Below are 17,413 nucleotides of genomic sequence, written 5' to 3' on the forward strand. Positions count from 1 at the left end.
CTGTTAGCCATTCATCATTCGGTTGCGTGCAGCCAAAATAGCGTCACGTGATTTCGATTGGACGGATGGAGTGCTCGATTCGCTCTGTTCAAGAGATGCGGTCGTGTTCACTCCAGGAAATGAAATGACATTTCCGGAGGGGGTAGCCGTAGGATGTGCCGTAGCAATCGGCGTTGAGGCCCCGCTGTTGGCTGTCTGAGCATCTTTGACGGCCTGGCGTTCTGACTGAAGCTCAATCGCTCTTGATTGGGTCGTGTTTCTACGTCGGCTTGATTTAGATTGGCCTGCCATTGCTGCTTTGGTTTTTGCTGATGCCTCGTCAACAATGCTCTTGCTAAACGAACGAAATTCCATCCGCTGCTGAGCCGATGACTGCTCCGCCCCTCCATGCAATTCTTCGTCAATTTTTTGAACATGTTTGGCCTCCGACCAGGACATGCCTTCAAAGTGTCGACTCCTCGGTGAGAGAACTGCCGTGAAGCAAGCTTGAGGCATTGACTCGTCGTGCACGTAAATGCGGTCAACAATGCGCCGGTCATACGTAATCTTGATTGGAAATGAAGATTTACGCCCATTGACGAACCAAGTGCTTCTGTCGACATGCTCCGGCAGGTAGTAGATTCCGCCGACGCGGATTCCTTTCTCGTCCACGTAGGCCGTCTCAGATGGAAGCAATTGAAGTCTTAGCGAGTCTTCGGTGTGTCGTGCTAGTTGCCCAACTCTCGAAACGACCCCGTGGTTCCATAAATTAATAGGAGATGGCTCCACCCGGTCTCGGAGCTGTGATTCTGATAGGGGAAAGTTTTTCTGAATAGTACGATTCTGGGTAATGATGTGTTTGACCAGAATCGCCTCCATTTCCATTAAGGTTAAACAGGCATCTAAGGAGTAGTCTTTTACGCGACGTTTGTTGGCATTTGAGGCAGGGTTGTAGCCTTCGACAGTGTCACGCATTGATTGATGCGTTAGCTTAAATTGACCTTCGACGAATGGTTTCCAGTCCGGCCGAAGAGATGGAATATTTGTAACTGTGGTGTTTGAGGCTTGACAGAGCTTCGTCGCTTGATGGCTCATCGTTTCACCACGGTCAGCAAAAATCTGCTGAGGCATTATTTTGTCAGCGGGCCAATCTTCAGGGTCGTAGGGAACGCCTAAACACTCTAGGCGTTCTTGTTTGTTTTGAACGATGTTCATGATGGCGTGCAATGCAGCTGTCCAAGATGCATTTTCAAAACCTAGATACCAACTCACGATGAGTCGAGATGCTCTATCTATGATGTAGTAAAGCGTGGGTCGGCCCACGATGTCATTTCGATTTATGAGCGAAACCAGGGTAACGTCTGCGATGGTTGCATCTGCTTCGTAGATATGTCCGACGCCGAGGCAGTTTTGCATTGCAGTGCCCACCACTTGCCTATGGTCTCGCTCGAAGTTCTTGTCACCTTTCCTCTTTCTCAGTTGATGCTCTCTGGAGTAGTTTTTCTTTAGGAAATATTCGAGTTGCCTACGGGTTGGTCGCTCGCTGGACGGGCGAACGTGCAACACACCATTGCCATCGCGAAATGTGTAGAACCGCTCGTATAGGGCGTCTAATGCATTTTGGACGGTACGCCGCTCATCTTTAAGATAATGACTTTCTATAATTGCTCTCATGTTTTGAAAATCGATAGGCAGCATCCTGAAGTTTGAGGCTCCGGGTTTCTCCGATGGCTTTCCACGTGCACCTTTTTCAGACTCACCAACTCGGCCGCAGTTGGCGTATTTTCCAAGCAAGGCTGCTTGGGTTTGACCACCCTGCCAATAGCGTCGGAGATTAAGTAGAATTGTCGTTGGCGAGCATTGCATTTCTGATGCACGTTCAGCAATAAGTCTCCAACGGTCCCCTTGAACATAAATCAGCGGGTTTTTTGTCAAAGGCTCAATTATTGTCCAGTTGCGTGCTTGCACGGCTAAACGGGCTTTGCTGGAAAAGTGTGTGCTGTGGGTGAATTTTTGATGGCGTGACTCGTCATGCATCAAGTTGCCTATTTTCAAAAGTTCGGCATAATTTTTCTCAACTGGTAAGGCGGTGCTGCTGAGTACATCAATAATAAATACTGAATTTCCTGTGGGAGTGTCGGTGAGTAGCGTATATGTACGGCCATCTGGAAGAACGAAATGGTCATTTTTTAGAATAAGCATTACATTCCGCCTACGGCACGTAGTTGCCCGCTTCTTGCCACAACGGTGAATTCCGCCATGGGTGTCGACGCGAGGTCATTTGATTCCAGTGGCGCTATCAACGCTCGTTCATGCATCAGCATTCGTGCAAAACGCAAGGCCGACCCTGCTTGCAAGCCGCAGCGCTCGTCATATTGACTGCAGAAAGTACTTAGAATTGATTTTTTGGAGGCGTTCGTCATTGCTGACAAAAGTCGGCTGCAGTGCTCTTCCGTGTAACCGGAATACGGCTCCTTTTCGCCTTCAACATACTGGCCACCAATAATCCACTCGATATTTCTGATTTTGGCGTGAGGCAGCATGGAATGATAAATTAGGTGATGTGCTGTACCCAGCAGCGAGCAGGTTTCTCGTGAAATCTCTAGCTTGTCGAGAGTTCGAATGTCTTCGGCTGCTTCCGTTCGCTTGATGTCATACGCCTCCAGAATTTTGACGCTATTTATAACTCTCGTAACGAGAAAATCAACTGTCATGACCGTTGGGGTATGTGTTCCCGGATAGCATGGATGTGCGATTCCTAGGTTCATAGCGACATCACGCGTAATTTCTCGGTCGAGTGGGAATTGTTCTCTAATATCAATGATGTCGGTAGACCACTGCAGCATTAAAAAAAATTGCCATTCAACATCGCTCAAAAGATGATGCACACGTCCGGTTTTGTTGCTGAACGTTCGGCGGGAAAGCCCGGTTGATGACAAGTCCGTGATTTCAATAAATGGCCGATAGTCCTTGCCAATTCCGCTTCCTCGGCCTTGCTTGAGAAGACGCTCAACTTTTTCCTCTGTCCATGCCCGGTTCTGATATCCCATTTATCCCCCGTTAAAAAATAACAGGAGTATCAAGGCTAGATGGGTAGCCTTTCGGCCGTGCGGTCGAGCTTGCTATATACCCAGAATTCCACAGTGCTGAGATGGCAGGTTTTTGAGGTAATTGAGCGATGACCACAGTATTTCCTTTTGTACACATGCAGGCTCCGAATGAGCCTCCTGCCTTTGTGTAGGTAAGCACTCCAATTTTCGGAATGTTTAAAAGGAATTTCGGGTGGTCAGGTTTCTTTATAGGCGCACCTAAAGTTTTGTCACCGATGGCTGTCCAGCGTGGGGTACGAAAAAAAATCATGCGCGAATTTAGTTTCTATCGCCATGAATATGCAATGCCTATGACCGATACCGGCGCTTTATGCAGAACGGGTTTTTCGTGAAGAAGCGGCGCCAAACTTGAATTGTTCGACGCCGCAGAAGGGGAGTTACCGCTTAGAAGAGACCTTCATCGTGGGCTGTGCTATAGGTTTGTGCGGAGCTTGTTCTTGTCACGACTTGGTTCTGCGCCATTTTTTGGAACTCTGAAATCAAGTGATTTATCCTTTGACTGGGCATCGTCTCGATGGTCAGTTCGCGATAGAGAAATGCGACGAACAGTTTGACTTCCTGAGAGGAGCTTTCGAGTGTTTCCGGCACGAATGCACCGACGTATGAGTCCTGCCTCATCTGCTTCAGTTCTCGTGAGATTCTTGCGTCTAGCGATTCCTTGGCGGGCCAAACAAAGTCTTCAAGTCCCATAGTGCCCGCTAGGAGCGGAACAAAAGCGGGCGGAATGCCTAGATAATTTGCCGCTTTTTTGTGCACAGAGCGGTTCGCCGCACCGATGTCAGCGTCATTTCGACGCCATTGAGCGAGTCTCACGTAAGTCACCCCTAGGGACTTGGCGAGCATTGCAAGGGAGTCGCCACGTTTTGTCGCTTCCTCTGCAAGGGCGCGTAGTAAGGGCTGTGAATTTCCTGAGGTTGTGGCAGATTTTTTGCGAGGGTGAAATTTTCCTGATGTCATAGATGAGTACTTTTCTGAAACGACAGCAAAGCTCGCTGTCTATTCGTATAGCTCCCATGAATGAACAGCCATGAACCGCTCCTTCATATCAGAAGCATTGCGCCGATATGAATCACCCCGGTTTTTGAGGAGGGTCAACACTCTGAGAGGATTGAGCTATGAAGAAGACGACATGTTCTCGTCAGAGGGTTCGACTCGACATCACGAACGAATGCTTGCTGCAAGCCTGTTTCGTAGACCGACCGACAGAAGCACAAAATAGCTGTGCAGCGACAAAACCACCCCTAAAATAGCTGTGCAGCGACAAACCACCTACAAAATAGCTGCGCAGCGACAAACGAGCTAGACGAGGTGAAAAGTTAGCTTGCGCTCACTTCGAAATACTCCAGGCACTCTTTCCCCGTCGCGAATGTCAGCTAAGTTCATCATTGGTCTGCTTGCTGTCATCTTTGCAATCCATTCCAAAGATAAGCCCATCGCGGTTCGTGCAGCGTCAGCCTGTCTTCCATGAATATTTCCCCACAGAGCCTGCTCCATGAAGGGCGGCTGTATCTGCGCATAGGATTTGCGTGGCGCTTGCGCTGCTGATGAGTTGGTTGAGCGCACGACGGAACTTGGCTACAGCGCTTTGGCCATCACAGGTGAATTCTTAATGGCCGGCGCGGAGCAAGCGCATATTGTTGTTCTAAAAGACTACGCTGTTTCAACAAGTCCCGTTGTTGCACTAGGCACCTTTCAACACTCGGGTCACGGCGGACTCAGCAGCGCCTTTGCAAACGAACTCGTCATTGTCATTACGAGAGCATTGGCGAACTTCTTGCTTGAAGCGCACTACCAACCTTGAATTCCCTCAACAAGGAGATGCGTCGTGGAGAATTTCTATATGCCGTGGTCTGGCCCGGTGGACCAGACCTTCAAGTACTGGTCAAAAGTCGCGATGGGCCAAGTCGGGTTTATCAACATCAACATGGGCAAGTCGTCGGACCCGGCGCTAGAGCAACTCATATTGGATGGGGTTGGCAGCTACGGCCGCCAAATTGGGCAACTCAGTGACGCATTGTTTGCAGTGCTCAAGCACGTGAAGACAGAGGACTGGGACGACGAGTCCAAACTCGCAATTCTGGCATTCAGAAAGCAATACGAGGCTGTCGAACGGGTGAAGGCTAAGCACACCGCCTAGTATCAAAAGGCTTGCTTCGATTCCGCTCCTCCTAGGCACGCTCCCGTGTCTGGATGTTTTTCCTTGGACATTGCAGAGTTGCATGGCAATACTTCTCACCGAGGGCTAGTGCCACCCAGGTGCTGGAAAACGGAGGGAAAAAATGAACACCATGAATGTGTCTGAGCGTCGGGAGTTTCTGCGGGCGCTTGCCGCGATGGGAGGAATTGGCGTACTCAACGGCTGTACCGTCGTCCGCAATCCAGAACCTGTCTGTCCCAATTCGCCTGAGGTGAGTGGGCCTTCCACGACACTAACTATCGACACCCATTGCCACGTCTTCAACGGCTCAGACCTGCAAGTGGCAGAGTTCGTAAATCGCATTTTGGGTAGCGAAGGGGGGTTGATTGGTGCAGGCGCGAAGGCAATTGCTCCAACCCTTCAAAGGGTAGCTTGGAATACAGCCCTAAGTGGTGCGGCAGAGCGAGCCGTCCTCAGGGACCTCAGCGACTCATTGAAGTCCTGCTCTCCAGGCGCCAAAGTGGCAAGGATTGGCCAAGTCAGGAACGTCGCATTTCAAGCAGCTGTCAAGGAATTGAAGCGGGCTGTGGACGCAACCCCAGAGATGCAGGCCGTGAGAGAAAAGCGTGGCCCCATGGCGGTAGAACCGAAAGGCCCATACGAGTCTGAACGCGCGCAAATCATCGATGAGGTGGAGCGCCTCCAAGGAATAACCGTTGAATCGTATCGCGAACTCCTTGCTGAAAAAGGAAAGAAGTCAGCGAGTGGAATCGTAGCTTTCGTGCTTCAGAAACTGCAGTACAGGTATGTTTCTGTACATGACTATCTGGACACTTATAACCAAGAGGGTGCCCCCCGGTTCATCGACTTGATGCTGCCGAGCTTGGTTGACTTTGACTACTGGCTCGCGGATGGAAAACCGACCATAACATCCCTTCCAGACCAAGTCGCGGTGATGGAATCTATCTCTATTGCTACCGGTGGAAGAGTGCATTCGATGGTGCCGTTTGACCCGCTGAAGCAAGTCGCATTTGACCTTAAGCAGACAACATCCAATCCGCTTGAACTTGTTCGTGATGCCATCGAAAACCGAGGCTTCATTGGGGTGAAGTTGTACCCTCCTATGGGCTTCGCGCCGTACGGAAACGCGGATTTGCCTAGGGACCTGTGGGACCAAGAATGGCTGAAGAGGTTTGGCAGACGTACTGACCTTGGAGCACGTCTCGACGATGCAATGGCCAGGCTGTACCGTTGGTGCGAGAAAAACGAGGTCCCAATAATGGCCCACAGCGGCATCTCAAATGGGCCTATAAGGAAATTTCGAGAACTCGCCGGCTCAAAGTACTGGGCAATAGCTCTTAGAGAGTTTAAAGGGCTTCGCATCAACTTTGGTCACTTTGGCGATTCCGACCTCGGTGTAGGTAATTGCTCGGCAGATTGCAAGGCGCGCGGATTGATGGCGTTGATGGGCAACGGGCCGGATGCCCCAGGTAGGAACGCCTACGCTGATGCTGGCTATTTCATCGAAGGCCTGTCTGGAACGCCTGGCGTCAAAGAGGTACTCAAAAAGCTCTATGCTGAAAGCAACCCTGGCCAAGCGCCACTTTCGACAAGGTTCATGTATGGGACGGACTGGGACATGACTCTTCAGCAAGGAAAGGAAGCGGTGGGCTCTTTCCTTCGAAACTTCGAGACTCTTTTTCAAGAAATTGAAGCCCAGCCCGCCGTGAAGAGCCAAGGCAACCATGACCTGGCTGCCAAGTTCTTTGGAGGCAATGCAGTCGAATGGATTGGGCTTCGGCCAGGACAGCGCGCGAGGCTGCGCCTGGACAAGTTTTATACGGCCAACGGGGTGGCTCTGCCTGATTGGGCGAAGAAGGTAGTATGAAGCCGCTGGCGAAGGACGCTTAGCAAACTGGAATCAGTCTCGACTGCAAGCACTGGTGGCATCGATTTGGGCTTGCGAGTGCTATTCCAAAGCAGGTAGGCCCCAATCAATAGCAGTGGAACCCAGAAAGCCCAGTGAACGAGTGGATAGGAGATTTTGCGAAGACCGTATCCGCCTGAACACAATGTAGCTATCGTTGCGGAAATTGGAAAACCAGTCCGGCTTCAGAGACTGGAATGACATAAGGGTCGGGACCAAGCGAACGCGCAGCCCAATTACAGAGGGGGACACCAGGGTTAGCGCGGGGCGAAAAAGCAGGCGTATGACTCGACGCAGGGGAAGGCGCCCGTACTGCTTTAAGGTGGTGTGACCGAACAGAAGTAGCCGCGTGGCAGGCTCGCGCCTTGGTAATGCAGAGAGCCACGCTGTTGAGGAGTCAAGTGCCGCGACATTTCTGCATCCTATCGCCCACGCGATAGGGCTCTCCCCCTGAGCACTTAGCTTGCTACGCGCAGACTTCGTCGATATGCCTGGCCGCTGATTCAACTTCGGCGTCTTGCAGTAGCGCATCAGGAAACCCCGGGGCGATTCAATAGATAGCAGCTTGCTGATGACAATTAAATCAATGTTGCTTTTAGCGTTGTCGCTGCTGCCTCAAAGGAGACAAATATTGGGGTGAGTGCGACGTCTTTAAGACTGCGCTCAGGGCGTCAAAGGGCTTTGATTTCTCTGTCTGACCGCGGGTCTCTGTAACCGGGTGCCAACTGCGCGTTGCTGGCTCCATAGAGTGCGAGCGGGTCGCGCAGCCAAAGAGCGTATTCAATGCCACGGAGGCTATGGTCATTAGAGCAGTCTACAGACCAGCGCCGAAGCATGTACCCAGCGTTGGCGGCACGAACCCGGACTCGTAGAACGCCATCTTCGGGAAATTCGTAGTCCATGAGAACGACTTCGGGGCGTGGGTGATGTGGATGAGGCACCAACTCAAGCTCTATGAGTCGGCTCCACTGGACATCACACTCTGCCGTCTCATCCCGGTGCACTACGCTGTCCTCAAGCACAGTGGGCTCTTCCATCCGCGTCAAGACGAAGTCCCGGAACTGCTTATGTCTGCGGTCAAACGCTCGCACGTGCCAGCGGATGCCAATGTCGACCAGAGCTAAGGGAACCAACTCCCGTTCTGTGCGCCCACTGTCAATGGACGTGTAGCCGAGCTTAACTGCCCTGCCACGATGAATCGCCCGAGAGACAGGCGCCAAGATTGAAGACCTAGGGAGGCTCAATGAGCTCGGAGTCTCGCACCGCAGCATAGGGTGTGCCTCGCCCCCCAACAACTCTCCGGAGCCTTCCCCGTAGCCCTTTGAAAGGGCCGTCAGAACCCGTTGTGGGTTGTGTTCAAACAGCGGAGTGAACGCAGGCGTCGGCCGGTAGACCTTATCTGAGTCCAACTCAAGGTTCTCAGGAGCTATCTCCCTATACAGCGCAATGTCCCGTGTCGCTGCTGCAGGACCAGTTCCGAACCGGTCTACGACGTCAGCACGTCGCAACTCGCCTAGGAAATACAGCTTGAAATCGATATGAGACAGCCGTTCGCGCTGGCTCTTAGTCAGGCTGGCCAAAAACTGGGCGCGTTTATCTGAATTTTCCGACATCTAGACATCATAGCTCATGACGAAAGGTCACCGAATCTCATTGAGCCTATTGCATCATCATTTTGATTAGATATACTACTCACATGAAATACATGATGTCACCATCAACAAATCAACCAGGCGATGGGCATCGAATTGATGCGGTTCGTGGGCGCAGCCAAGCCGTTATGCCTTCGGGTCACTATGTCAAACGAGACAAACAGATAGGGCGATTCATGGACGTAAAAGCAGACAAGACACCCTTCAAAGGCGTCCGTCGCCGGGAAAAGTGAGGCACCCATGTTGGAAAGCACCGTTCACTTTTTCCTCGCTGCGCCGCGTCGCATTACATGGATGGGCATGGCACTGGCTCGTGTCCGCACGAACAGGCATCGCCCGGGCCTCCCCTTCATTGACTCTCTGCCTAGCCGTCTCGGCATTTGGATGCCCGAAAGCGCGCTGGGCTTCCGCCTAGCAGTGCTAACCCTGACGCTTGGGCTGTGGACAGTTAGCGCTGGACGGAGATACGAGCGCTTTCTGGAAATCTGACAACCGTAGTGCCTATATGAACCGAGACGACCACCTTCTCCGAGCAGTTCGACAAGTCACGGCTGCAGCCTCTGCACGCTTTACTTACTTAGCGGAATCCATTGCCAGAGCGCTCGAACCCAGTGCCACACAGTTGCAGGAGCTAGACCGCGCCTACAACGCCACGGGTGAGTACCTCATCGAATGTGCGGAATTCGATGGGCAGGTGGTGCAGGTTCATGCACAGGGCTCTCGACAAATGGGGACCATAGTTCGTCCCATGGATACGCAGCGTGAGGGCTTTGATATCGACTTGGTTGTACGGCTGGCCAACACAGCGTTCTCTCGTTACGGTGGGCCAGAGGGTGCGGCTTTACTGCTCGACCGCCTATTTACCGCGCTTAACCGTTACGCCGAGCGGCATGGCCTTGGCATCGAGCGATGGGAACGCTGCGTCACTCTTATCTACGCTGGCGGCATGAGAGCCGACTTTGCGCCGGTCATCGATGACCCGCTGTACGCGTTGCCCCACGGCGAACACCATGGGCGCATCCCCGACCGAGACCGCAGAAATTTTATTTCAACGAACCCAAAAGGCTATTGCCTGGGCTTCGACTCTGCGGCCCGCGTTGCCCCAGTTTTCAGATTGTCAAAGGCTCTTACGGCGAACTTCGCGGATGCCCGTAAGGCCGATTTGGTGCCACTGCCTGAAGCAACCGAAGTGTTCGCTCGTCTGCTGAGCCGGTTCGTGCAGCTTGTCAAAGTGCACAGGAACATGTCCTTTGCGGAACTGAAAGGCGGCGGTGACCTTGCCCCCACCTCGGTATTCCTGACCAGCTTGTTCGCAAAGGCGTACGCCATTCTGGCGCCGCAACCGCACGACGGGCCTCTCGACTTGTTTTTCGACATAGTGGAGCTCGTGCCAAGCCTTTTCGAACGCGAGATTCTTCACCCAGGCCAGCAACACTGGAAGCTGATGAATCCGTTCGCTCAATCTGACAACCTGGCATCTTCAATGAACACGCCAGCACGTCAGCACGCGTTTACGCAGTGGCACACGAAATTCGTATCGGACCTAGAGGGCCTCATGGGCGCGATAGAAGGCAATCAAGGGCTCGATGCTGTTATCAATTCTGTTGACCGGGCGTTTGGTCATCGGGCCGCCCAAGCTGTACTTCAGCAGAACGCACAACGCCGGGATGGTAGCCGTGCACTTCAACGGGCGGGGTTTGTCGTTGCCGGTGCCATGCCAATCGTCACCTCGGCACGTGCACACACCTACTTTGGCGGCCCAGCAACGTGAAACCACCGATTCGCCTGCCAAACCTCGCCCAACGTCACGCGGAGCTCAAGGCGCTGCGATGGCCAGAGTCGACCCTAGAACTATGGCAGGGACGGGCGCTACGCTTTGGGTTCAAGGTGGCGCCGACGCCGCTATCGCGAGTTTATCGGTGCGCCCTAAATCTGTATCCAGCCAAGTATCCCGAACTGTTTGTGATGGACCCAGACCCCAAAACGCTCGCAGCAGGTCGGGTCTTGCCGCATATCTATCCGCACAAAGGTGCGGGTACCAAGCTGTGCTTGTGGTTGCCAAAAGCACATGAATGGTCTGCGCAGATGCGGCTCGACGAAACCTACCTGCCCTGGGCCGCTGAATGGCTTGACTACTTTGAAGAGTGGCTCGTAACGAACGAGTGGTCTGGTGGCGGAGAACACCCTGACCCACGGCCCAAGCGCTGGGCTCGACCATTTGCCCCGGGGCTGGCAAGCTGAAAGCTGTTCAACAAGACCTATTAAACGAATCAATAAACCACCGTGAACAACAAACACCAAATCAACATTGAGCAGAACAAGTCCGAGCGGCTGATACTGCTGCGCGCCCAGAGACTGTTCTATGCCCGCGCCAAACAGTACCAAGCAGGATTCACTCTACTGGCGCTCATCCTCCCCCTCTTGGGGGTACTTTTTGGTACCAGCCAGCCCGAGATTCGGCCCTATCTGGCGTTGGGCTCGATAGTGGTTTTGCTTCTGGATGTTTGGGTCTTCTCGCCTTTCCAGAAGGAAGATTGCAAGCGCGGTGCAAGGGTTCAGGAGCAGTTTGATACTGAAGTTCTGAAGCTCGACTGGAACCCACTCGTCGCCGGTCGGCGCATAGATGCTGAAGACATTCGAGCGATAACAGCCACTCCCGTCGCTGACACGGAGCAAAAGCGTTTGATGGACTGGTATGAGCCGGTCATATCCCGGCTTCCTCTTGAGCTCGGCAGGTTTATTTGCCAGCGCACTAACCTTGCTTACGACATGCGGGTTCGCAAGGAATACGCGGGAATGCTGCTCGGGGCAGCAATACTTCTGTCTATCGCCTTAGCACTTGCTGGCGTTTACCAAGGCCAGAAATTCAGTGACCTCATCCTGACGATGTGCGTGCCACTCCTGCCATTGTTTGCGTATGTGCTCCGTGAGTATCGGAAACAGAACGACACCATCGAGGCGCTGACTACGCTGAAGTCGGAGGTAGAAAAGCTGTGGGACAAGGCGCTATCTGGGGCTTCATCCGAAGAATTGACTTCCAGCTCACGCGCATTGCAAGACGCCATCTATCGGCATCGTGCGAGCAATCCACTTGTATTCGACTGGCTCTACAACAAGCTGCGAAATCGCGAAGAGGACCTAACTCGCCATGCGGTTGAGAAACTGGTTACCGATGCGGAACAGAAAATGAACCACACAGGCACCAGATGAAACTACATGAGCATTTCAAGGTATTCCTCCACGACTATGTGAACCTGAATGCCACGCGCCTGGGGCTCCTGCAGGACAGCATCATTGCTGTCGAAAATGCAGTGCGAGCACTTGCGTGGGGTCCCAAGATTGTTTGCTTTGCTCCGCAGGGTTCTTGGGCTCACGAAACCATCATCAAACCAAAGTCGGAGCAGCCGTTTGATGCCGACCTGCTGGTGTTCGTTGAGGCCAAGGAAGGCTGGGCTCCCAAGGACTATGTCAACGAGCTTGCAACCGAGCTCGGCCGCATTCCCGCCTATGAAGAGAAGGTGCGTCGCTTCTCACACTGCGCCACGATTGAGTACGCTGGCGAGCGCAAGATTGACATTGCGCCTTGTATTGTCAATCGACTTTACGCAGGTCAGTATGAGGTCTGCAATCGTGTCACTAACCAGTTCGAGGCCTCCGCTCCAGAGGCTTACACCGAATGGGTGAAAGGCAAGAACGGGGTCGCCGGTGGGAATGACCTTAAGAAGGTCACACGGCTGCTGAAGTACATGCGCGATATCAAGGGCAACTTCACCTGCCCGTCGTTCCTACTCACAACCTTGATGGGCCTCCAGGTCTACGAAGGCGACCGTGGCAGCGCGCAATTCGCAGACCTGACAACGACCCTCAAAACGCTCGTCGGCCGCTTGGACGACTGGCTTCAAGCGCGGCCAAACGTTCCAACAGTGCCAAATCCACAGCTGCCACAGGAAGACCAGGCGGCCGGCTGGGACCAAACACAGTATTCAAACTTCCGCGACAAGGTCAATCTGTACAGGGGCTGGATTGATGATGCCTTCGCCGAGCAAGACCGGGACGAGAGTATCGGGAAGTGGCAACGTGTCTTCGGTGAAAACTTTGCAGCTGGCGAAGCGAAACAGGCCGCAGAGCGAGTCAGCGAAAATTCAGTCAGTGGAGCGCTCGTGGTCAGCGGAAACTTCCGAGACTTGGTCGAACTGGTTAAGACTCTTGGCGCTGCAGCAGTCCCTGCCAAGCTTTGCCAACTTCCACATGTGCGTCGTCCAACATGGAGGAAGGCTGCGGACCAGCACACCGTTCTGGCGTCAGCCGTTGTGCGCACAGGGCAACATGGAACAACAATACGAGCTATCAAGTCCGCTGAAGCACTGCAACCAAATTACTGGGTGCGGTTCACTGCGACAGGAAAACATGGCGTTCCTTTCGCAGACGACTACAAGGTTCAGTGGCGTGTGACAAACACGGATAAGGTTGCGTCGAAGGCCGGTGCCCTTCGCGGCGAGTTCTACCCGTCGGACGAAGGCACGAGCCGCTCCGAACGTTTGGAATACCGGGGAGTTCACTTTGTCGAGGCCTTCCTGATTCGAAAACGGGACAACCGGCTGGTGGGACAGTCGGACCCCTTCTACGTCGTCATTGAATAATTCGAAGGTGCTAAGTATTGCTCATCGGGCGAACGTCAGGGTTGAACAGGCAAGGCGCGGAGTATCTGAACTTGCCAAACCCATCTCCCTTTTCTGATATGGGCTCACACTCTGGGCGTCGCATGCCGCCACGCATAAGCCGAATTTTTGTGCCTTGATTTTATCGTCCCCGCAGTTAGCAGGCTCCCAATCACCAAAATGCCGCTAGGATGAAGGTTTTGCACCCAAGAAAAACATGCTCATCGGGCCCATCGATAAGATTACCGAGACTGACCTGCAGGCATTGGTCGCCGCTCAAGCAAGTGAAAGTGCAACCCTTGATTTCAAGAGAGATTTGCCTGGTGCTACAAGCAAAGATAAGTACGAATTTGCCAAAGACGCCTGCGCATTGGCAAATTCGGGCGGCGGTGATTTGGTTTATGGAATTGATGAAACGGATGGCTTTGCAAGCAGAGTTTTACCTTTGGTGGGCGAGACTTTTGATGCAGCGAAGCGCCGACTGGGGATGATTGCAGACGCAGGCATAGAACCTCGCATTCCTGGCATCCGCATGGAAGCAGTGATGGTATCTGGGGGGTATGTTCTCATTGTGCGTGTACCGGCATCCTTCAATGGACCTCATCGCATCGTGTTGGACGGTCACAGTCGATTTGTTGTAAGAAACAACACGCACACCACTGAACTTTCATATGACCAACTTCGCGATGCATTTAACCGTATGAACACGTTGAGCGAAAAGGCCAATAAATTCAAAGCTGAGCGTTTAAATAGCATAGTTGCTAAAAAGACTGGGCTGCCTATGCGGAAGGGGCCCATCGCCGTGGCTTTGCTTGTCCCACTTCAGCCGACGGTAGGGCGAAACAGTTTCGACATCACGGCCATCGACCCGCAATCCATGCTTACTTGGGTCGCGAGCGGTGCGAAAAGCATGCGCAACCTGGATGGGTTCCTAGTGTATGAAACCATGACTGATAAGCCCGAAGACGGTTTGTACGCCTATGCTCAAGTTTTTAGAAACGGAGCGATGGAAGCGGGGCTAACCGCCACCCAGACTATTTCCGACGAGAAGAAGATTCCTTCATCTGCGATTGCCAAGTTCCTAAGGAACTGCTATTTGAAATTTACAACCACTGCGCAGGAGCGTGGCCTAAGGGGTCCAGCCGTCTTTTCTTGCTCCCTTCTCAATATTGGAGACTATCAATTCGCAGTGAAAGATATCTATTCGAGTCGCTCAGCTATGTACTCCGACAGGCCTCAACTCACACTCCCTGATGGGTGGATTGAAGCCCTAGACTCACCAGCACCAGTGGATGATGTTGTGAAGCCAATACTGGATGTAATGTGGGAGGCATTTGATGCCAGTCGGTGTTTTGACTACGATAAATATGGTAATTGGTCTCCGCAATAGATGGAGCTAGAAAAAGCTTGCTGATTCTTTGAATCTATTTTGAGTGTCAATTGAAAGGAATTTATGCAGACATACAAAGAACTCTTAGCGCAGCGTGAAGCGCTTGAGCGGCAAATTGCGAATGCCCGTGCATCGGAGCTTTCTGAAGCTGTGTCCCGAGCACGAGGTTTGATTACAGAATACGGTCTGACTCAGGAGGATGTATTCCCCGCAAGAAGTGCAAAGACTGGCAAGGCTAAGGGCACCGTTGCGGCCAAGTACCGGGACCCTTTCACAGGTGCAACTTGGACTGGCCGAGGCAGGGCTCCTCTGTGGATTGCAGGCAGAGACCGAACTCAATTTGCAATCTGAACGCACTGCGGCTTTTAAGGCATTCGCTCCTTCAGGGTAACTGACTTCGACAACCATCTCAGCCGCTTGCGCCCGCCTAAGTCTCAAAGCCGCCATTTGTGGAAGGCGTTGGCCTGGAAGGCATGCCCTGAGTTGGAAGGCAGGAGGTCGTAGGCTTGAGCCAGCCAAAACTGGCCAAATTCACCAGGATTTACGACCAGCAGGGAAAGACGTATCAATCACGCTCACGCCCTTCACACCACTCGATAATTCGGTTGCCACTGCGATTGCGGTCATTGAGTAGTGGCCTGCTCGCCGGATGGGGCTCCAAAGTTGAGTAGCAACTTGGTCTCCAAATTGCATTCAACTGTAGGGTCTGCAATTCCCGAAGTCGGGTCCGAGGGAACAAAGTGAGGTTCCGCTTCCGTCGGCCAACCCAACGCGTCATCTACTGCGACCCACGCGCTCGGCGCTCTTCGGTAAACGTCATTGAGAACCTGCTGCGCCCGAGTCAGACCATCAAAGCTGCTGGCATTCATGTGGGTATGGAAGGTGGCGCCAACTACCCGCGCTTTAAGTGCAGGAGGAAGTTTTCCTGCTGCTCGGCTGTACCGCAACGAGCGCACCCAAGACGTAGACAAGACGATGACCGCATTGGGGTATGGCGACAACAACTGCTCAAGCAGAGGGCTGTTCTCGAAAAGCTTATGACCTTGCGCCCCGGGTCCGAAGTACAGACCGCGACGAGGGTGGCGCCAAACGTCTTGATGGTGCAGGACGCCATCAAAATCCAAATAGAGAATTTGTCGCCCGCGGCCCGCAGGTTGTTTCATTTTTTGTTCCGTTTGCTTGAAATGGGAACCCTCACAAAGTACTGAGGCCCATCGCCCTTATCCGCGCGAGCAAGTCCGAAAGTACAGCACCTTGAGCGCCTGTTCGGCCGTCAGTGACTACCAATCCCTTGAAGAAGGGACGGAAGAGAAATGGTCGGTCGTCCATTGCAAGCCATGCGTCCGAATATGGTCTGTTCACGTGCATCCACTCCCAACACTCTGCGTGTCGTGGATACCCAAGCAGTCTGTCTGGACAAAACTCGCGCTCGACACCTACAGGGGTCACGCCGACTACTCGGTCAGCAATGTCGCTGCTGAACCTTGAACGAAGTTCAGTCAGCGAATACTGCAATCTCCAAGTGCTGCTGATGACAACCTCTATCTCTGGCATCTTTCGCAACGCAGATTCAATTCCCGGAAGGCAGCTGAAGTGCTTGCTTTCGTGGCAGTGGAGTGGGTGGGTGACTCCGTCGAAGTCAAGAAAGAGCGTAGCTAGGCAAGTCATACATAGCGCTTTGTTCGAGCGAAGTTCTTCTGTGTAAGTACAGGCTGCGAACGTGACTGCTTGAGCAAAACATATCGACTGTCACATTCAACTCTCGGCCGCAGGAGTCGATGAGGCGGTTGGACGCCGTGCGAAGGACCAGCCGTTCTTCTTCACGTCCGTTGTGCTGAGTTTCAATGTAGACGCCTTGAATCGCCCGCTGGTGCCACACCTCACGCGTAGAACTCCCTGACATCCAACCAACGGACACGACCTGGGAGGCATCCAATTCCAAGAGCAGGGCTGCAAGCCAACCAGCATCACGGACAAGTAGCGTTTTTCCAGTGCCGCGGCTTTCGTCTGGCTTGAGAACAACGACGTACCAGTCGAGAAACTCCGCTAGGACTGAGATGCCCCAGCCTTCACTTTCGTGAAGAGAAGTTGAGGTGGGGTATCGAACAAGCGTGCCCGGAAACGGCGTGAACATTGGTGGAAGCAGATGACGCTGAACAAGGGAGAGGTGCAATTTCGCTCCACAGTCCATGTCGACGACGACGAAGGGGGCGGCGCTCAGATATTACCACCATATATGGTGCACTCTTTTATGGGGCTGACGTACATCATGCAACCGTACACACTCGGCCAATGCCAGTGCCTCAGAGGGAAAAGCCAAAGCTAGCGGTGTCCGCTCGCAAACTAATAGCAGTTAACGTTCTAAGACTTCGCAATGCACGCGGGTGGTCTCAAGAAGATTTAGCGTGGGATGCGGGAATTCACCGCAACTTTGTAGCGCAACTGGAGCGAGAAGGTAGAAATGCAACCGTCGACAACCTTGAGGCCTTAGCTGCTGCTCTGAAGGTTGATATCAGGGAGCTATTTGCGCCGGTGATTGAGTCCCCTTGACTCCTATAGT

17 protein-coding genes are annotated in these 17,413 nt (G+C 53.0%); 10 read left to right on the top strand and 7 right to left on the bottom strand.

Annotated features, from left to right (window positions below; genetic code table 11):
* Positions 1-3 precede the first annotated feature (3 nt).
* The 3 genes from ACK4OE_RS01765 to ACK4OE_RS01775 form a co-directional block, all read right to left on the bottom strand.
* Positions 4-2,181: a hypothetical protein gene (locus ACK4OE_RS01765; protein ID WP_409882606.1), complete on the bottom strand. Its 2,178-nt coding sequence runs from the start codon at positions 2,179-2,181 to the stop codon at positions 4-6.
* Positions 2,181-3,029: a TnsA endonuclease N-terminal domain-containing protein gene (locus ACK4OE_RS01770; protein WP_409882607.1), complete on the bottom strand. Its 849-nt coding sequence runs from the start codon at positions 3,027-3,029 to the stop codon at positions 2,181-2,183. The genes ACK4OE_RS01765 and ACK4OE_RS01770 overlap by 1 nt, the downstream gene beginning before the upstream one ends.
* Before the next feature lie 444 nt (positions 3,030-3,473).
* The gene (locus ACK4OE_RS01775) at positions 3,474-4,046 is read right to left on the bottom strand and encodes a hypothetical protein (RefSeq protein WP_409882608.1); all 573 of its coding nucleotides are present in this window, start codon (positions 4,044-4,046) and stop codon (positions 3,474-3,476) included.
* A gap of 592 nt (positions 4,047-4,638) precedes the next feature.
* Here ACK4OE_RS01775 and ACK4OE_RS01780 point away from each other — a divergent pair.
* The 3 genes from ACK4OE_RS01780 (at position 4,639) to ACK4OE_RS01790 (ending at position 7,114) form a co-directional block, all read left to right on the top strand.
* Entirely contained in the window at positions 4,639-4,890 is a 252-nt protein-coding gene (locus tag ACK4OE_RS01780; RefSeq protein WP_409882609.1) for a hypothetical protein, read from the top strand.
* Positions 4,891-4,914: 24 nt separating this feature from the next.
* Positions 4,915-5,226: a hypothetical protein gene (locus ACK4OE_RS01785; RefSeq protein WP_409882610.1), complete on the top strand. Its 312-nt coding sequence runs from the start codon at positions 4,915-4,917 to the stop codon at positions 5,224-5,226.
* Positions 5,227-5,368: 142 nt separating this feature from the next.
* Positions 5,369-7,114: an amidohydrolase family protein gene (locus ACK4OE_RS01790; RefSeq protein ID WP_409882612.1), complete on the top strand. Its 1,746-nt coding sequence runs from the start codon at positions 5,369-5,371 to the stop codon at positions 7,112-7,114.
* A gap of 710 nt (positions 7,115-7,824) precedes the next feature.
* Here the strand turns inward: ACK4OE_RS01790 and ACK4OE_RS01795 are convergent.
* On the bottom strand, positions 7,825-8,766 hold the full coding sequence (locus tag ACK4OE_RS01795; RefSeq protein WP_409882613.1) for a WYL domain-containing protein: 942 nt from the start codon (positions 8,764-8,766) through the stop codon (positions 7,825-7,827).
* An 83-nt stretch (positions 8,767-8,849) separates the two neighbouring features.
* On the opposite strand from ACK4OE_RS01795, the gene ACK4OE_RS01800 reads away from it, so the two are divergent.
* From ACK4OE_RS01800 to ACK4OE_RS01825, 6 genes are all read left to right on the top strand, one after another.
* Positions 8,850-9,038 carry a hypothetical protein gene (locus ACK4OE_RS01800; protein WP_409882614.1) on the top strand — a complete coding sequence of 63 codons (189 nt, stop codon included), beginning with the start codon at positions 8,850-8,852 and terminating at the stop codon, positions 9,036-9,038.
* A gap of 272 nt (positions 9,039-9,310) precedes the next feature.
* On the top strand, positions 9,311-10,576 hold the full coding sequence (locus tag ACK4OE_RS01805; protein ID WP_409882616.1) for a nucleotidyltransferase: 1,266 nt from the start codon (positions 9,311-9,313) through the stop codon (positions 10,574-10,576).
* Between the two features lie 512 nt (positions 10,577-11,088).
* Positions 11,089-12,015: an S-4TM family putative pore-forming effector gene (locus ACK4OE_RS01810; RefSeq protein ID WP_409882618.1), complete on the top strand. Its 927-nt coding sequence runs from the start codon at positions 11,089-11,091 to the stop codon at positions 12,013-12,015.
* The gene (locus ACK4OE_RS01815; protein WP_409882620.1) at positions 12,012-13,445 is read left to right on the top strand and encodes an SMODS domain-containing nucleotidyltransferase; all 1,434 of its coding nucleotides are present in this window, start codon (positions 12,012-12,014) and stop codon (positions 13,443-13,445) included. The genes ACK4OE_RS01810 and ACK4OE_RS01815 overlap by 4 nt, the downstream gene beginning before the upstream one ends.
* A 235-nt stretch (positions 13,446-13,680) precedes the next feature.
* Positions 13,681-14,853, top strand: a complete 1,173-nt coding sequence (locus tag ACK4OE_RS01820; RefSeq protein ID WP_409882621.1) for a helix-turn-helix domain-containing protein — start codon at positions 13,681-13,683, stop codon at positions 14,851-14,853.
* A 63-nt stretch (positions 14,854-14,916) separates the two neighbouring features.
* Positions 14,917-15,204, top strand: a complete 288-nt coding sequence (locus ACK4OE_RS01825; RefSeq protein ID WP_409882622.1) for an H-NS family nucleoid-associated regulatory protein — start codon at positions 14,917-14,919, stop codon at positions 15,202-15,204.
* 272 nt (positions 15,205-15,476) lie between these two features.
* Here ACK4OE_RS01825 and ACK4OE_RS01830 read toward each other — a convergent pair whose 3' ends face one another.
* The 3 genes from ACK4OE_RS01830 to ACK4OE_RS01840 are packed head-to-tail and all read right to left on the bottom strand — an operon-like array spanning position 15,477 to position 16,987.
* A complete protein-coding gene (locus ACK4OE_RS01830; protein WP_409882623.1) occupies positions 15,477-16,016 on the bottom strand; it encodes an HAD domain-containing protein in 540 nt (179 codons plus the stop codon).
* Positions 16,017-16,047: 31 nt separating this feature from the next.
* Positions 16,048-16,521 carry an HAD domain-containing protein gene (locus tag ACK4OE_RS01835; RefSeq protein WP_409882625.1) on the bottom strand — a complete coding sequence of 158 codons (474 nt, stop codon included), beginning with the start codon at positions 16,519-16,521 and terminating at the stop codon, positions 16,048-16,050.
* Positions 16,493-16,987, bottom strand: a complete 495-nt coding sequence (locus ACK4OE_RS01840) for a hypothetical protein (protein WP_409882626.1) — start codon at positions 16,985-16,987, stop codon at positions 16,493-16,495. The genes ACK4OE_RS01835 and ACK4OE_RS01840 overlap by 29 nt, the downstream gene beginning before the upstream one ends.
* 158 nt (positions 16,988-17,145) lie before the next feature.
* Here ACK4OE_RS01840 and ACK4OE_RS01845 point away from each other — a divergent pair, with 158 nt between their 5' ends.
* A complete protein-coding gene (locus ACK4OE_RS01845; protein WP_409882627.1) occupies positions 17,146-17,403 on the top strand; it encodes a helix-turn-helix domain-containing protein in 258 nt (85 codons plus the stop codon).
* Positions 17,404-17,413: the final 10 nt, after the last annotated feature.

The sequence above is a fragment of the Acidovorax sp. genome (genome assembly GCF_046314175.1).
Lineage (GTDB): Bacteria > Pseudomonadota > Gammaproteobacteria > Burkholderiales > Burkholderiaceae_C > Acidovorax.

Excerpts from the sequence above, each read along its gene's own strand:
- ACK4OE_RS01835 (WP_409882625.1), bottom strand. The coding sequence starts at position 16,521 with ATGACTTGCCTAGCTACGCTCTTTCTTGACTTCGACGGAGTCACCCAC.
- ACK4OE_RS01765 (WP_409882606.1), bottom strand. The coding sequence starts at position 2,181 with ATGCTTATTCTAAAAAATGACCATTTCGTTCTTCCAGATGGCCGTACA.
- ACK4OE_RS01820 (WP_409882621.1), top strand. The coding sequence starts at position 13,681 with ATGCTCATCGGGCCCATCGATAAGATTACCGAGACTGACCTGCAGGCA.
- ACK4OE_RS01805 (WP_409882616.1), top strand. The coding sequence starts at position 9,311 with ATGAACCGAGACGACCACCTTCTCCGAGCAGTTCGACAAGTCACGGCT.
- ACK4OE_RS01815 (WP_409882620.1), top strand. The coding sequence starts at position 12,012 with ATGAAACTACATGAGCATTTCAAGGTATTCCTCCACGACTATGTGAAC.
- ACK4OE_RS01845 (WP_409882627.1), top strand. The coding sequence starts at position 17,146 with ATGCCAGTGCCTCAGAGGGAAAAGCCAAAGCTAGCGGTGTCCGCTCGC.
- ACK4OE_RS01840 (WP_409882626.1), bottom strand. The coding sequence starts at position 16,987 with ATGTTCACGCCGTTTCCGGGCACGCTTGTTCGATACCCCACCTCAACT.
- ACK4OE_RS01830 (WP_409882623.1), bottom strand. The coding sequence starts at position 16,016 with ATGAAACAACCTGCGGGCCGCGGGCGACAAATTCTCTATTTGGATTTT.
- ACK4OE_RS01795 (WP_409882613.1), bottom strand. The coding sequence starts at position 8,766 with ATGTCGGAAAATTCAGATAAACGCGCCCAGTTTTTGGCCAGCCTGACT.
- ACK4OE_RS01825 (WP_409882622.1), top strand. The coding sequence starts at position 14,917 with ATGCAGACATACAAAGAACTCTTAGCGCAGCGTGAAGCGCTTGAGCGG.
- ACK4OE_RS01800 (WP_409882614.1), top strand. The coding sequence starts at position 8,850 with ATGAAATACATGATGTCACCATCAACAAATCAACCAGGCGATGGGCAT.
- ACK4OE_RS01775 (WP_409882608.1), bottom strand. The coding sequence starts at position 4,046 with ATGACATCAGGAAAATTTCACCCTCGCAAAAAATCTGCCACAACCTCA.
- ACK4OE_RS01790 (WP_409882612.1), top strand. The coding sequence starts at position 5,369 with ATGAACACCATGAATGTGTCTGAGCGTCGGGAGTTTCTGCGGGCGCTT.
- ACK4OE_RS01770 (WP_409882607.1), bottom strand. The coding sequence starts at position 3,029 with ATGGGATATCAGAACCGGGCATGGACAGAGGAAAAAGTTGAGCGTCTT.